At 63.4% G+C, this 15,073-nt stretch carries 15 protein-coding genes and 1 pseudogene; 8 read left to right on the forward strand and 8 right to left on the reverse strand.

What is annotated here, in order from left to right:
• Both IVB13_RS13720 and IVB13_RS13725 read left to right on the forward strand, forming a co-directional pair.
• Positions 1–866: sensor histidine kinase (locus tag IVB13_RS13720; protein WP_247489201.1), on the forward strand; the 866-nt coding region annotated here is incomplete at its 5' end.
• A complete protein-coding gene (locus IVB13_RS13725; protein WP_018453464.1) occupies positions 859–1,224 on the forward strand; it encodes a response regulator in 366 nt (121 codons plus the stop codon). The genes IVB13_RS13720 and IVB13_RS13725, both read left to right, overlap by 8 nt.
• Positions 1,225–1,392: 168 nt before the next feature.
• Here the strand turns inward: IVB13_RS13725 and IVB13_RS13730 are convergent, their stop codons facing one another.
• Positions 1,393–1,944, reverse strand: a complete 552-nt coding sequence (locus IVB13_RS13730) for a transposase (protein ID WP_247489410.1) — start codon at positions 1,942–1,944, stop codon at positions 1,393–1,395.
• Between the two features lie 435 nt (positions 1,945–2,379).
• On the opposite strand from IVB13_RS13730, the gene IVB13_RS13735 reads away from it, so the two are divergent.
• Complete coding sequence (locus IVB13_RS13735) at positions 2,380–2,991, forward strand: hypothetical protein (protein ID WP_247489203.1); 612 nt, start codon at positions 2,380–2,382, stop codon at positions 2,989–2,991.
• A gap of 129 nt (positions 2,992–3,120) precedes the next feature.
• Here IVB13_RS13735 and IVB13_RS13740 read toward each other — a convergent pair whose 3' ends face one another.
• Complete coding sequence (locus tag IVB13_RS13740) at positions 3,121–3,984, reverse strand: DUF3800 domain-containing protein (RefSeq protein ID WP_247489205.1); 864 nt, start codon at positions 3,982–3,984, stop codon at positions 3,121–3,123.
• A gap of 213 nt (positions 3,985–4,197) precedes the next feature.
• On the opposite strand from IVB13_RS13740, the gene purD reads away from it, so the two are divergent.
• Positions 4,198–5,481: a phosphoribosylamine--glycine ligase gene (purD, locus tag IVB13_RS13745; protein ID WP_247489207.1), complete on the forward strand. Its 1,284-nt coding sequence runs from the start codon at positions 4,198–4,200 to the stop codon at positions 5,479–5,481.
• 170 nt (positions 5,482–5,651) lie between these two features.
• On the forward strand, positions 5,652–6,557 hold the full coding sequence (locus tag IVB13_RS13750) for an alpha/beta hydrolase (RefSeq protein ID WP_026232536.1): 906 nt from the start codon (positions 5,652–5,654) through the stop codon (positions 6,555–6,557).
• On the opposite strand, the gene IVB13_RS13755 is transcribed toward IVB13_RS13750, so the two are convergent.
• The gene (locus IVB13_RS13755; protein ID WP_039798664.1) at positions 6,554–7,012 is read right to left on the reverse strand and encodes a nucleoside deaminase; all 459 of its coding nucleotides are present in this window, start codon (positions 7,010–7,012) and stop codon (positions 6,554–6,556) included. The genes IVB13_RS13750 and IVB13_RS13755 overlap by 4 nt on opposite strands.
• A 120-nt stretch (positions 7,013–7,132) precedes the next feature.
• On the opposite strand from IVB13_RS13755, the gene IVB13_RS13760 reads away from it, so the two are divergent.
• Together IVB13_RS13760 and rsmD are read left to right on the forward strand one after the other, a co-directional pair.
• Complete coding sequence (locus IVB13_RS13760; RefSeq protein WP_247489209.1) at positions 7,133–9,292, forward strand: pseudouridine synthase; 2,160 nt, start codon at positions 7,133–7,135, stop codon at positions 9,290–9,292.
• Between the two features lie 2 nt (positions 9,293–9,294).
• Positions 9,295–9,849, forward strand: a complete 555-nt coding sequence (rsmD, locus tag IVB13_RS13765; RefSeq protein WP_018453470.1) for a 16S rRNA (guanine(966)-N(2))-methyltransferase RsmD — start codon at positions 9,295–9,297, stop codon at positions 9,847–9,849.
• A gap of 9 nt (positions 9,850–9,858) precedes the next feature.
• On the opposite strand, the gene mutL is transcribed toward rsmD, so the two are convergent.
• The gene (mutL, locus tag IVB13_RS13770) at positions 9,859–11,670 is read right to left on the reverse strand and encodes a DNA mismatch repair endonuclease MutL (protein ID WP_247489211.1); all 1,812 of its coding nucleotides are present in this window, start codon (positions 11,668–11,670) and stop codon (positions 9,859–9,861) included.
• A 264-nt stretch (positions 11,671–11,934) separates the two neighbouring features.
• Between mutL and IVB13_RS13775 the strand changes: the two genes are divergently transcribed.
• Positions 11,935–12,252, forward strand: a complete 318-nt coding sequence (locus tag IVB13_RS13775) for a ribbon-helix-helix domain-containing protein (RefSeq protein ID WP_018453472.1) — start codon at positions 11,935–11,937, stop codon at positions 12,250–12,252.
• A gap of 147 nt (positions 12,253–12,399) precedes the next feature.
• On the opposite strand, the gene IVB13_RS13780 is transcribed toward IVB13_RS13775, so the two are convergent.
• From IVB13_RS13780 to IVB13_RS13795, 4 genes and pseudogenes are all read right to left on the reverse strand, one after another.
• Positions 12,400–13,968 (reverse strand): GMC family oxidoreductase, encoded by a 1,569-nt coding sequence (locus IVB13_RS13780; protein ID WP_085350087.1) that lies wholly within the window; start codon positions 13,966–13,968, stop codon positions 12,400–12,402.
• 29 nt (positions 13,969–13,997) lie between these two features.
• Entirely contained in the window at positions 13,998–14,546 is a 549-nt protein-coding gene (locus IVB13_RS13785) for a Twin-arginine translocation pathway signal (protein WP_085383813.1), read from the reverse strand.
• Positions 14,547–14,584: 38 nt separating this feature from the next.
• Entirely contained in the window at positions 14,585–14,980 is a 396-nt protein-coding gene (locus IVB13_RS13790; RefSeq protein ID WP_018453475.1) for a VOC family protein, read from the reverse strand.
• Positions 14,981–15,073, reverse strand: a pseudogene (locus IVB13_RS13795) (cytochrome C); the annotation flags it as partial. It lies immediately after the preceding gene.

Consider the following 15,073-nt stretch of genomic DNA (forward strand, 5'->3'; position numbering starts at 1 on the left):
GAACGCCGCAGCCAGGCGACGAATGGTGTGTGACCTGGAAGCTCTATTGGCCCGACGGCTCGCCGCTGCCGCACAATGAATGCCCGATGGCTGTTGCGCTGCGCGAAAACCGGCCGGTTCGCGGTGCCGAAGCGGTGGCCGAACGTCCAGACGGCAGACGCGTGCCGTTTATTCCTTTTCCAACGCCGCTGCGCGACGCGGACGGCAATCTTGTCGGCGCCATCAACATGCTCGTCGACATTAGCGAGCGGAAGAACGCCGAGAACGCTCAAAAGGCTCTCATCGACGAACTAAACCACCGTGTGAAAAACACCCTGGCCACGGTGCAATCTCTGGCGAACCAGACCGCCCGTCACGCCGCCGATCTGCAGGAATTTCTGCCGACCTTCACGGGACGGCTGCTTGCGCTCGCCCGCGGACATGACCTGCTGACGAAGCGAAACTGGCAGGATACCCCTTTCGAAAAGCTCGTCCACGATATCGTCGCTCCGATGTCGGGCGGACGGGTGCTGACTAGCGGGCCGCACGTTGAGCTAGACGCCCGCATGGCACTTAGCATCACCATGGTGCTCAACGAGCTTCTGACCAATGCGGCGAAGTACGGCGCACTCTCAGTGCCGAATGGATCAGTTTCGCTCACTTGGCGGATCAGCGCCGGCGAGCGCTCGCAAGCCGTGCTGGATTGCGAATGGCACGAACGTGGCGGACCACCTGTTACGCCTCCAAAGCGGCGCGGCTTCGGCACGCGGTTGATGGAACGTTGCGTCGAGCATGATCTCGCAGGTGAGTTCGATCTGGTATTCGAGCCGGAGGGCACTCGCTGCCGCATGGTGTTTCCCATTATGCCTGCAGCGTCCAATGGTTGAGCTGTCCGGCGCCAAGGTTCTCCTGGTCGAAGATGAGGGCCTTGTGGCCCTCATGCTCGAAGATATGCTTGAGGAACTGGGCTTGAAGGTCGTTGCCTCAGCAGCCCACGTACAAAAGGCGTGCGAACTCGCGACGACGGCATCGTTCGATTTGGCGCTCCTTGATGTGAACCTGGCTGGCGAACTTGTTTTTCCGGTAGCTCGCATCTTGCGGGAGCGAAGGATTCCCTTCCTGTTCAGCACGGGTTACGGCGGACCTCCGCTCGAGGAGGAGTTCAACAGTTCGCCCGCGATAGGCAAGCCGTTTTCTATCGATCAGTTGAACGAGAAATTGCGGGCGATTCTGGCGCTCCCATAGCAGGACGGCTTCGCGCGTTTCCTTGCGTCGGATGCCGATCCGGGCGCCGTGTGCAGGTGCCGAAAGCGAGTACGATTCTCCGGGGTCCGAGGCATCAAGGGGCCAACGCTGCTTTACTGGTACAAAGCTCGTAGGATGGGTTGAGCCCTTGCGAAACCCATCGCTTCTCTATCCCCGTTCTCCGAAATCGCGGCCGTCATCCGACTGATCGCCGGCCCAATCGGCCGGGTAATTGCCGAACTTTATGTGGCGATGAAACGAGGAGGGCGCCCAGTCACGGACTCTGTCGACGAGCCCGTGCTTGACCGGATTGATATGAACATAGTCTACATGCCGCGCGAAATCAGCTTCGTCGCGAATGGTATGCTCCCAATATCTGCGTTGCCAGATGCCCCGTTCACCTTTGGCCGCGCGGCTTGGGGATATCCTCTCGTTGCGCGCCAGGCCGCGCGAAAAGGTGGATTTGATCAACTGCCAGCGCATTGCAAAATCGGCACCACCTTCTGGCAACGTCCACACCGTGTGAAGGTGATCAGGCAGCACCACGATGGCATCGATCGTGAATGGATGGCGTCGGTGCGTTTCACGAAACGCCGTGCGCAACAACCCGATATGATCCGTCAGCAACGCTAGCTTCCGCTCCGCCAGGTTGACCGTGAAGAAGAAGCACCCACCCGGAAGAAAGTTGCGGCGGTAGCCTAGCCTAGCATCCTTATGGATGCACCAAAAGAAACATTCAACCTTGAGCTTTTCGAAGGCTTACTTCCGCTTGTGGCCCATCGCTTCCGTTGACGTGGTGCCGCTACATGTCGGTTCACGAGGCTAGACCGGAAGTTTGCATCGGAGAGTCCATTGCGTGGCTTCGCGATCGAGGCGCAGATTGCTGTGCCCTCGCCCCTTGTGGGAGAGGGCATCTCCGCTGGTACACACGGGCACACTCGGGTGAGGGGTCTGTCTCCGCAAATCTTTGTGCGCGTGGATGGAGACCCTCATCCGGCGCTTCGCGCGAGAAAAACCCTCTCGATACCAAGGCTCAGCGTGACGCCGTTTTACTCCGGTATCCGTGCAGACGGAGTGGTTGGCATAGCTGCGGCGGTTGTGATTATCACCATCATTCTGTTGATGTACTTGCACGCCGAGGGGCTGTGACGGACAATGGCGCTAGCGCTCAAGCAACTAATAGCTTCCTATCGAAGCGATTTGGACTCGCCTTTCCAAAAACTTCGCTATCAGGTGCGCATCAAGCAGGGCCGCACGTTCGATCGGATAAGTGAGAAATACGGCCACCATCAGGTCCGAGGCATCACGGCGCCAACGCTGCTTTACTGGTACAAAGTTTCGGGTTCTGGCGGTCGGACTGCCGCTGCGAATGAAATGATCGCGCGGCTTCGGGCTCTATTTAAGTTTGGCTTTACGCTGCTCGAAGATCCAGAGTGCAGGCGTCTTGCGGAAATACTTCGCCAGAGCCGGTTTCGCACTCAGGGACCGCGCTTCGTGCAACTAACTGCCGAGCATGGCCTCGACATTTTGGCGCTCCCGACGTCCGGCCCAATCATCATAAACGATGTTACCGGCTTACCTTGGTCCACGACCGAATTCCGCAGAAAGTGGAGATTGGTGGCTAAGGAAGCCGGGGTACCTGACGTGGTAAAGAACAGGGACAGCGTTCCAACGGGGACAATAGTGGGCGGACCGGATCAGGCTCCAGTGTCGCAGCGGATTACGCTTGCGCGCATTGGTCAAAGTTTGAGAAGAGGCCGTCGCTAGAAGGGCAGCGTCGAGGGCGTGTGTCTTTGCTCCTCAATCGACTAGGGGCGTGCCTGATGCGCAAAGAACATCGCCAACGGCTTCGGCTTCGGTCTACCCCACGGCTGGCGCGCTGCTCACGGAAGTGCTTCATGTGTCACGGCCAGAACCTATAACCGTAGAACTCGAAGATCTGCCTTTGCTTGGTGTCGGCTTCGCTTTCCACGTGGGCGTTGGCTGAAGAGCGACGCCATAGCCCATGGATGACCCACTCTCCGTTGCCATGATCGGCTTCAGCAGTCTTGCAAATTCGTTATTCCACTTCGTTGGCGGAAGCGTATCCACAGCTTGATAGAAAGCGCTCGTTACAAGATCCGCAAGCTGCGCGCCCGGACTTGCTGAGTGCGATACTGGTTGGGCAAGCCGCCAATCCAAAACTTCCCACATAATTCGTCGCTTCGTAAGAACGAGAGCCCCGGCTCTTGCCTGCATCTTCAGAAGCTCATGATAGGCTGCTGTTTGAGCGTAAGAATGAATGCTGCGTTCGCTGTATAGGATCTTTACGAAACGATCCTTTGCGTGCTCTTTTGCTGCATGCTGATAGCAGAAGTCTGTTACCCGTTCCAAAAGTAGGCGCAGACAATAGTTGTAGAACCATTGCTGGGCTCCAGCGCGCTCGGCTCGCTCATTTCGGTGACCCCGCATGTTCTTCTTGTTCGACGCAAGAACAAAGCCACGCAAAGGGAGCTGAGCGATCTCACCCAAAGCAATCCGCTTCTGAGAGGCGGACAAGTGCCTGTAGTGAAGGTCGGCGCGGTTGCTCCCAGCCTTTGACAAGATCGCTCGAACCCAGTTGTTCACTTCGGGCTCGTACTTGACTTTGATTAGCACCGCGCCAAGGCAAAGCCATTCCGTCGCGCCCACATCGTCAATTGGGCGTACTTTCTTCAGTCCGGGGTCGCCCGCCTCATCAATGTAAGCGACGTAGTAAGGCTCTGGGATTTGATTCGCCATGGCGCGCAACTATGGCGTGCTCAGAAACGCTGAATCAATCCGTGTGGACCCGGTGGAGCGCTATTATAATAGGTGAGCCGCGGAAAGCGCTCATGGACAGCAGGAGCACGCGTGACCCCGGAATGACGGGGAGTGTGGGGCAACACCCCCTTGAGCCCCACCCCGATTCGTGCGACCTCCGCCCCAGCAAAACCCCTCAATTCTGAGCCCTCGATGCACATTCTCCTGCTTGGTTCCGGCGGCCGCGAACATGCGCTGGCGTGGAAGATCGCAGCCTCTCCCCTGGTGACCAAATTCTGGTGCGCGCCGGGCAATGCCGGGATCGCGCGCGAGGCGGAATGCGTGGCGCTCGACGTCGCCGACCATGCCGCCGTGATCGACTTCTGCAAGGCGAACGCGGTCAAGCTCGTGGTGGTCGGCCCGGAGACGCCGCTGGCGGCCGGGATCGTCGATGACCTCACCGCCGCCGGCATCAAGGCGTTCGGGCCGAACAAGATCCCCGCCCAGCTCGAAAGCTCGAAGGGCTTCACCAAGGCGCTGTGCACCGAGTTCGGCATTCCGACCGGCGCCTACAAGCGATTCACCAACGCCGCCGATGCGCGTGCTTACGTCCAGAGCCAGGGCGCGCCGATCGTGGTCAAGGCCGACGGCCTTGCCGCCGGCAAGGGCGTCGTCGTCGCCAAGTCGGTGCGCGAGGCGGAGGACGCCATCGCCATGATGTTCGAGGGCGGCTTCGGCGAGGCCGGCGCCGAGGTCGTGATCGAGGAGTTTCTGCCGGGCCGCGAGATCAGCTTCTTCGCGCTGTGCGACGGCGAGACCGCCATTCCGCTGGCGTCCGCGCAGGACCACAAGCGCGTGTTCGACCATGACGTCGGTCCGAACACCGGCGGCATGGGCGCCTATTCGCCGACGCCGCTGGTGACGCCGGCGATCCATGACGCGATCATGGCCAAGATCATCAGGCCTACGGTATCAGGCATGAAGCAGCGCGGCACGCCCTTCCGTGGCATCCTCTACGCCGGCATCATGCTGACGACGCAAGGGCCAAAACTGTTCGAGTTCAACGTCCGCTTCGGCGATCCCGAGTGCCAGGTGCTGATGCTCAGGATGATGTCGGACATCGTGCCGGCCTTCCTCGCCGCCTGCGACGGGCAGCTGAGGAATTTCGATCTGCGCTGGCATCCGGAGGCCGCGCTCACGGTGGTGATGGCGGCGAAGGGATATCCCGGCGATTACCAGAAAGGCACGCGGATCGAGGGGCTCGATGACGCCTCAGAGGTCGAGACCGCCGAGATCTTCCACGCCGGCACGGTCGAGAAGGACGGCGCCATCCTCGCCAATGGCGGCCGCGTGCTCAATGTCTGCGCGCTCGGCAAGACCGTGACGGAAGCGCAGGTGCGCGCCTACCAGGCCGTCGACCGCATCAATTGGCCGGAAGGCTTCTGCCGCCGCGACATCGGCTGGCAGGCGGTGGACGCCGAGAAGGCCAAGGGCTGACAGGCTTTTTTCGCACACGCGCGCAATTTCCGCCCCGCCCGTCGGCGCTCCGAAATTATGTAGGCGGCTGTTGGACTTAGCTACTGTGCATGGGGTTGTTTTTCGACTTTTTTGTTTTGGGCATTCTCAAGACCGAGCAGATCCCACGCTGACAGATAAGGATGCAGAAGATGTCCGATCTCGCCGACCTCTATCCCGGCTTCGCCTCCGAATGGATCAACACCTCCTTCGGCCGCATCTTCGCCCGCGTCGGCGGCAAGGGACCGCCGCTGTTGCTGCTGCACGGCTTCTCCGAGACCAACGTGATGTGGCACCGCGTGGCGCCGCAACTGGCCGACCGGTTCACGCTGATCATCGCCGATCTGCCCGGCTATGGCTGGTCCGACATGCCCGAGAGCGACGCGCTGCACATGCCCTACAGCAAGCGCGCGATGGCCAAGGCCATGGTCGAGGCGATGGAGCGGCTCGGCCACGTGCACTTCGCGCTCGCCGGCCACGATCGCGGCGGCCGCGTCTCGTATCGGCTGGCGCTCGATCATCCCGGCCGGCTGTCGAAGCTTGCGGTGCTCGATATCCTGCCGACCTACAATTACTGGGAGCGGATGAACCGCGCCTATGCGCTGAAGATCTATCACTGGACTTTTCTGGCGCAGCCCTATCCGCTGCCGGAGACGCTGGTCGCGAGCAATGGCGAGTTCTTCCTGCGCTTCAAGATGGCGAGCCAGACCAAATCGAAGACGCTCGATGCGATCGACAAGCGTGCGCTCGAACACTACATCGCCCCGTTCCGCGATCCCGCCCGCGTCCACGCGATGTGCGAGGATTATCGCGCCGGCGCCTATTTCGACTACGATCTCGACAAGGCCGATTTCGAGGCCGGCAAGAAGATCACCATTCCGATGCTGGCGCTGTGGGGCAATGCCGGCGTGGCGCAAGCCGCCGCCACCCCGCTCGACATCTGGAAGCAATGGGCGACGAACGTGGACGGCATGCCGGTGGATTCCGGCCACTTCCTCACCGAGGAAAATCCCGGCGTCACCGCGAAGGCGCTGCGCGAGTTCTTTGCCGCGCCTTAGCGCCGCTCGCGAAAGAAGTCCTTCAGCATCCGCGCCGACTCGCTTTCGCCGACCCCGGAATAGACATCCGGGACGTGATGGCAGGTCGGCGAGGTGAAGAACCGCACACCTGATTCAACCGCGCCGCCCTTGGGGTCGGCGGCGCCGTAATACAGGCGCCTCACCCTTGCAAACGAGATCGCGCCCGCACACATGGTGCACGGCTCCAGCGTCACGTAGAGGTCGCAGTCGACCAGACGCTCGCTGCCGATCTTTTTGGCCGCCTCGCGCAGCGCAACGATCTCGGCATGGGCCGTGGGGTCGTAATCGGTTAACGTCCGGTTCGCCGCGGTGGCGATGACCTCGTAATTGCGGACCACGACACATCCGATCGGAACTTCGCCCGCCTTTCCGGCGTTTTCGGCCGTTTTGAGCGCCAAATCCATGAAAGAGGGGGCTTTCAAGCCTCGTATCATCGCGAGAAACCTGCTAGTAGCTGCGCCTTCAGCAGAAGTGCTTGACCGAATTTGCCTGAGCATGCGGCTCGAGACGAGCGCGCACAATGCTTTCTGGCCATCCCCTGAGTGAGATTATTCATGCCTCGCGACAGCGACAAAGACAACGATTCCCGCGGCCGGCGTGATCGCGGCCCGGCCAAGGGCGGCCCCGCCAAGGGCCGCTCCGGCAAGCCACGCGGACCCGACAAGAAGTTCGCCAAGCGCGGCCCTCCCGGGGACAAAGGCGACGCCCGCCCGCCCCGCGGCGACCGCGACAGCCGTCCATCATTCCGCCGCCGCGAGGAGGGCGATGCCCCGCGCCGCGACTTCAGCGACCGCCCGAAATTCAATCGCCAAGACCGGCCGCGTGAAGACCGGCCGCGCGGCGAGGATCGTGGCGAGCGCAGCTTCAAGCCGCGCGGCGATCGTCCCTTCAAGCCGCGTGAAGACCGTCCGTTTTCCGATCGTCCGTCGCGCGACGGCGAGAAGCGCCCGTTCAAGCCCCGTGGTGACCGCCCATTTTCTGATCGCCCCTCGCGCGATGGCGACAAGCGGCCGTTCAAGCCGCGCGGTGATCGCCCGTCCTATGGGCGTGATGACCGTCCGCCGCGCAGGGATCGCGACGATTCCCGTCCGGCCGGCCGAACCGGTGACGCGAAGTTTGGCGACAAGCGACCTTATGCGCCGCGTGGCGACCGTCCGGAACGCAAGTTCGACGGCGAGCGGAAGTTTTCGCGCGGCGCACCGGACCGCAATCGCAGCGAGCGCAGCGATTCAAAACCCTGGCAGAAGCGCGATGCGGCGCCTCGCGGCGACCGGCCGCCGCGCAAGGACTTCAGCAAGGGTCCGCGCAAGGATTTTGGCGGCAGCGACCGCGGTGGGGACAAGCCCTGGCAGAAGCGCGATGATCGGCAAGGCGGCGGCGACGACCGTCCGCGCTTTTCGCGTTCGCGCGACGATCGTCCATCGGGCGATCGTCCGTTCCGCGAGCGGCCCAAATTCGATCGTCCCAAGTTCGATCGTCCACGCGATGATCGTCCGAGGTTCGATCGCGGCGGCGATCGCCCGAAATTCGATCGTCCGCGCGAGCGTTCCGAGGGCCGTTCCGACTGGCACGAGCATCCCCGCAGCGAAGCGCGTTCCGGCGATCGTCCACGCCGCGAAAACGAGGACGAGAGCAGGATCTTCGAGAAGCGTCCGGCCTTCGGCGGTCGCGGCGCCTATCGCGAGCGCGATCGTGATTCCGAGCGGCGGCCGCGCCGCGAGGAAGAGACCAAGCCGAAGAAGGCCGGCGAGCGTATCGCCAAGGTGCTGTCGCGCGCGGGCCTCGCCTCGCGCCGCGATGCCGAGGAGATGGTCACGCAGGGCCGCGTCAGCGTCAACGGCCGTGTCATCAATTCGCCGGCGCTCGACATCACCTCGAACGATGTCGTCACTGTCGACGGCAAGCCGTTGCCGGAGCGCGAGCGCACGCGGCTGTTCCTCTATCACAAGCCCCGCGGCCTCATGACGACGCATGACGATCCCGAGGGCCGTCCGACCGTGTTCGACAATCTGCCCGAAGGTCTGCCGCGGCTGATCAGCGTCGGCCGGCTCGACTTCAACACCGAGGGCCTGCTGCTGCTCACCAATGATGGCGGGCTCGCGCGCACGCTCGAGCTGCCGGACACCGGCTGGCTGCGCCGCTACCGTGTCCGCGCCCATGGCGACGTCACGCAGGCGCAGCTCGACGAGCTGAAGAACGGCATCGAGATCGAGGGCATCAAATACGGTCCGATCGACGCCACGCTGGAGCGTGACCAGGGCGCGAATGTCTGGCTGGTTTTCGCGATCCGCGAGGGCAAGAACCGCGAAGTGCGCAACGTCTGCGCTCATCTCGGGCTCGAGGTGAACCGGCTGATCCGGGTCTCCTACGGCCCGTTCCAGCTCGGCGAGGTCCCCGAGGGCCAGGTCGAGGAGATCAAGTCCCGCGTGCTGCGCGACCAGCTCGGCGAAAAGATCATCGAGAAATCGGGCGCGCAGTTCGACGTGCCGCAGAAATCTGCCTCGCATGAGGGCGACGACGTGCCGCGCGAGAAGAAGCCGGCGACCAAGCGCGGCGTGATCAACGACCGCAAGGGCCGCCGCGTGCTGGTGCAACGCACCGGCAGCGAGGAAGCGCGCGAGCGCAACGAGGCTGAGGCGAGCGGCTACGGCCCGCCGCGCCGTCCCAAGCGCGGCTATCACGGCAAGCGCGATCTGGCGCCGAAGGAGGACTGACGTTGCGCGTAGTCGGCGGTCGACTGAAGGGGCGCAATCTGGCCTCACCGTCCTCGCGCGACATCCGCCCCACGGCGGACCGCCTGCGTGAGTCCGTGTTCAACATCCTCGTGCACGCCTATGACGATCCGATTGCGGATGCGCGCGTGCTCGATCTCTTCGCCGGCACCGGTGCGCTGGGAATCGAAGCGTCTTCACGCGGCGCGAAGTTCACGCTGTTCGTCGACAACGGCGCGGAAGCGCGCGCCCTGCTGCGGAATAATGTCGAGACGCTGGGCCTGGGTGGCGTGACAAAAGTCTATCGCCGTGATGCCACCGATCTCGGGCCTGCGCATCCGGTCGAGCCGTTCTCGCTGGTGTTCCTCGATCCGCCCTATGGCAAAGGGTTTGCGGAGAAGGCGCTTGCGAGCTTGCGCGACGGGGGCTGGCTCACGCCGGGCGCGCTGCTCGTGGTGGAAGAGGCGAAGGCTGCGCAGTTCGTCACGCCGGAAGGCTTCGAGGAATTGGAGCGGCGCGCTTATGACGACACGGAGTTCGTGTTTTTGAAGCGGCCGTAATTTCGAACGTTACCGTCGCCCGAACAGCTTCTCGACATCCGACAGCTTCAGCTCGACATAGGTCGGCCGGCCGTGATTGCACTGGCCGGAGTTCGGGGTGTCCTCCATCTCGCGGAGCAGGGCATTCATCTCCTCCGGTCGCAGCCTGCGGCCGGCGCGCACCGAGCCGTGGCAGGCCATGGTGGCGGCGACGTGCATCAGGCGGCGCTCCAGAGGCAGCGCCTCGTCCCACTCGGCCATGTGCTCGGAAAGATCGCGCAACAGGCCGCCGGCGTTGGTCTTGCCGAGCAGCGACGGCGTCTCGCGCACCGCAACCGCGCCGGGGCCGAAGGATTCGATCGCAAGGCCGAACGACGCCAGCTCCTCGCTGCGCTCGAGCAGGCGCTCCACCGTGGCCTCGTCCATCTCGACGATCTCGGGGATCAGCAGGATCTGCCGCTGCACGCCGTTGGCCGCCAGCGAGGCCTTCAGCCGTTCATAGACGATGCGTTCATGCGCGGCGTGCTGGTCGACGATGATCAGGCCGTCGCGGGTCTGCGAGACGATATAGGTCTCGTGGATCTGGGTGCGCGCAGCGCCGAGCGGGCGGTCGACCAGGTCACTGACTGGCTGGGATTCGATCCGCACGTCCGCGCTGGGTGCGCCGACATCGAACGCGGCCTGTGCGCGCTCGGCGAAGGCCGGCACGGCGGCACCGTCGAATGACGGCATCGGCGCGACCGGGGCGGATGGCGACTGGCGCCAGTCCCAGCTTGCCGGGCGCGGCGTGAATGCGGGGCGGAACGAGGACAGCGCGCTTTCGCCGCTGTTGGCGGCGGTGCGCCGGCCCTCCCGCGCAAGCCCGTCCTTCAATCCGTGCACGATCAGCGCGCGGACGAGGCCGGCGTTGCGAAACCGCACCTCGGTCTTGGCCGGATGCACGTTGGCGTCGACCTCGCGCGGATCGAGCGTGACAAACAGCGCCAGCACCGGATGGCGGTCGCGCGGCAGATAGTCGGCATAGGCCCCGCGGACTGCCCCTAGGATCAGCTTGTCGCGCACCGGGCGGCCGTTGACGAAGAGATATTGCCCGAGCGCGTTGGCTTTGGTCAGCGCCGGCGCTGCGGCATAGCCGGCGACCACCACGCCCTCGCGCTCGGCATGGACCTCGATGGCATGGCTGCGGAACTCCGCCCCCAGGATGTCGCCGAGACGGGTCAGGCGACCGGCGACGCCGGGCAGCGCCGCAGCCCAGGTCACCGGCGCGCGCTCTTCGCCCGCGAGCGTGAAAGCGATTTCGGGTCGCGCCATCGCGAGGCGCCGCACCACCTCACGGATCGCTTCCGCCTCGGTCCGGTCGGTCTTCAAGAACTTCAGCCGCGCCGGCGTCGCGTAGAAGAGGTCGTTGACCTCGACCCGCGTGCCGTGGGCCAGCGCCGCCGGCATGATCTCGGATTTCTCGCCGCCCTCGACATTGAGCGCCCAGGCGTGCGGCTCGCTGGCATGCCGCGTGGTGATGGCAAGCCGCGCCACGGAGCCGATCGAGGGCAGCGCCTCGCCGCGGAATCCGAGCGTGCGGATCTGCAGCAAGTCCTCGTCGTCGAGCTTGGAGGTGGCGTGACGCTCGACCGCCAGCGACAGGTCCCTGGCGGTCATGCCGCCGCCGTCGTCGGTGATGCCGATCCGCCGGCGTCCGCCGCCATCGGTAAAGACGTCGATCCGGCTCGCGCCGGCGTCGATGGCGTTCTCGACCAGTTCCTTGACCACGCTCGCGGGACGCTCGACCACTTCGCCGGCGGCGATGCGGTTGACGACCTGCTCGGGTAATTGGCGGACGGGCATGAAACTCGATTTTCGGCTTTGATCTTGGGCTTCGATCTGGATTCGCGGAGAACGCCATTCTAGGCCGTGTTGCGTCAAAAGCATGTGTTGGGCAACAGGAACGTGGCGGGCTGGGGAAAAGGGCTATCTATCGCATTGATGGGATTGGACGTTCGAGAAAATCGCGCAACCGGGATGGATCGATCTCCGGCTGCCGTCCCGATTGTGGGGTACCGGGCTGCGGTGTAGCATCGCGAAAAAATGGCAACAGGACGGGAGGACGCCATGTGCCATCTCTTCGCGCATCAGCCCCAAGGCGACTACGAATCCCAGACCCGCTCGTTGCGGATCGGTGGGCATTGCACCTCGATCCGGCTGGAAATGGCATTCTGGGACACGCTGGAGGAGATCGCGGCCAAGGAGAACATGAGCGTCGGCAAGTTCCTGACGACGCTCTACACCGAGGTGCTCGACCATCACGGCGAGGTCAACAATTTCGCTTCGTTGCTGCGCTGCTCCTGCCTGATCTACCGCTCCAAGACGGCAGCGCCGGTGCAGGCGTTCAAGACGACGGTTGCGCCCATCCTCGATGCAGCGGAATAGCCCTGATGTCGTCCTGGCGAAGGCCAGGACCCATACCGCGGAATCCATCAGCGATGGGCGGTATGAGTCCCGAACAAGAAGCCTTCGCCGAACTCCTTCCCGGGGCAATGGGTCCTGGCTTTCGCCAGGACGACGAACGAGATTGGATCAAATTTCCTTCTTCTGCATCGCACCCGCAATGTAATCCGCCTGCCGGATCGCCAGCGAGACGATGGTCAGCGTCGGATTGCAGGCTGCGCCGCTGGTGAACTGGCTGCCGTCGGAGACGAACAGGTTCTTGACGTCGTGGCTTTGCCCGAACTTGTTGACCACACCATCCCTGGGCTTCTCGCTCATCCGGTTGGTGCCGAGATTGTGCGTGCTCGGATAGGGCGGTGTCGGATAGCTCACGGTGGCGCCGACGGCGTCGTAGACCGCAGCGCCCTGCTTGTAGGCGTGCGCGCGCATCGCGAGATCGTTGGGATGATCGTCGAAGTGCACGCTTGCGACCGGCTGGCCGAACTTGTCCTTCACGACAGGATCGAGCGTGATGCGGTTGGTTTCCTGCGCCATGTCCTCGCCGACCAGCCACATCCCGGCCATCCTGGGATAACCGTCGAGCGCGGCGGTGAACGGACGTCCCCAGGCGCCGGGGTTGAGGAACGCCGCCATGAAGGGCAGTCCGAGCGACAGCGTCTCCATCTCGTAGCCGCCGACGAAGCCGCGCTTCGGATTGTTGGCGGCCTCGTCGCGGATGATGCCGGCCATGGTGGTGCCGCGATACATGTGCACCGACTTCTCGAACACGGCATAGACGCTACCGGTCATGTGGCGCATGTAATTGCGGCCGACCTGACCGCTTGAGTTGCCGAGGCCGTCGGGGAACATCGTGGATGCGCTGTTCAACAGCAGCCGTGGGCTTTCAATCGAATTGCCGGCGACCGCAACGATGCGTGCCTTCTGGCGCTGCATTGCACCGCTCTCGTCGGCGTAAACCACGCCGGTGACTTTGCCGGCGGCATCGTGCTCGATCTTGACCGCCATGCTGGCGGGGCGAACCTCGAGATTGCCGGTCGCCTCGCCCTTGGGTATCTCGGTGTAGAGCGTCGACCATTTCGCGCCGGACTTGCAGCCCTGGAAGCAGAAGCCGATCTGCTGACAGGCGCCGCGTCCGTCGCGCGGCTGGCTGTTGATCGCCATGTTGCCGGTGTGCACCGTCTTGTAGCCGAGCTTCTTTGCGCCGGCCTCCATCACTCTGAAGTTATTGTTGCCGGGAAGTCCGGGAATGCCGTTGGTGCGGGTCACGCCCATCTTGTTCTCGGCCTTGGCGTACCACGGCTCCATCTCCGCGAGCGTGACCGGCCAGTCCAGCAGGTTGGCGCCGGGAATGTTGCCGTAGGTGCTCTTCACCTTGAACTCGTGCTCGTCGAACCGCAGCGACGCGCCAGCCCAGTGTGTGGTCGAGCCGCCGACCGCCTTGACGATCCAGGCGGGAAGACCCGAGAAGTCTTTTGCGACGCGCCATGATCCCGATGTGGTGCGCGCATCGGTCCAGGCGAGCTGCGAGAAACTCTCCCACTCGTCATTGACGAAGTCCTGATTCTCGATGCGGGGACCTGCTTCGAGAATCACGACCTTGACGCCCTTCTGTGCGAGCTCGTTGCCCAGCGTGCCGCCGCCGGCACCGGAGCCGACGATCACCACAACGCTGGAGTCGTTCAGATCGAATTTTGCCATATGCGTTCTCCTGAACCGTTGGGTGAGCCTTAAGCCTTCGGCAGCCAGTCGATGTCGGCGAAGCCGCGGTTGATGTAGCCGCCGTGTTCGGCGGAGGAGCCCTCGTAGCCGAACCGCGGCCAGACCTCTTTCTGGTTGTAGAGAGAGACGACGAGGTCGCCGCGCACCTTCTGGAAGAAGTCGCTCTGCTCGATCTCCTTCAAAAGCACCACGCGGTCGGCTTCCCAGGGCACTTCGACATAGGGCGCCTTGTGGCGATCACGCGCGTTCTGATCGAGCCTGGTGATGCCGTCGCTGATTAGCGCCTTGACGGCGGGGTCCTTGGCGGCCTTTCCGTCCCACGGCTTGATCGCGGTGATGTAGTAGCTGTCGCCGAGGACGTCGTGTGGATAGATATCGCGCGCGACTTTCAGCAGCGTCTTCATCGTCGCGGGCGAAAGCGCGCTTGCCTCGTCGGCCCAGGCGCCCTCGATGCTGACGGCGATGCTGGTCGCGACTGCCGCGACCGGCACGGCGGCCGCGGCGCCCTTGAGAAAGATGCGGCGGCTGTGCCTGCTTCGACGATCGACTTCTCTCATGGCATTCCTCCTTTTATGATTTTGATTTTGTGGTTCGATCAGTTGAAACGTCCGCCGCGCTGGATCACCTCGATCTTGTAGCCGTCGGGATCGCTGACGAAGAAGAAGCGCGCCAGCGTTTTGCCGTCGTGCTTGAAGTCGCGCAGCGGACCCGGTGCGAGCTTCTCACGCTCGAAGCGGGCATGTTCGGCATCGAGATCCTCGACCACCACGGCGAGATGTCCGTAGCCGTCGCCGAGCGCATACGACTCCTTGCGATCGAAATTGACCGTCAGCTCCAACTCGAAGGGTGAGGAGGGGTGACGCAGATAGATCAGGGCAAAGTCTGCGAACTTCAGACGGTCGGTGACTTCCAGGCCAAAGGCCCGTCTGTAGAAGTCGAGCGAGCGCGCCTCGTCGAGTGCGCGGATCATGGAATGGACCGGCTTTGCCACTCAGTTCTGCTCCTTTAGAAAGGCGATGATGGCGGCGCGCGTCTCCGGCTTCGCCTGCCGGTAGACCATGACCACGCCGGGAATCACGGCTTT

It is taken from the genome of Bradyrhizobium sp. 17 (assembly GCF_023073515.1).
Lineage (GTDB): Bacteria > Pseudomonadota > Alphaproteobacteria > Rhizobiales > Xanthobacteraceae > Bradyrhizobium > Bradyrhizobium canariense_D.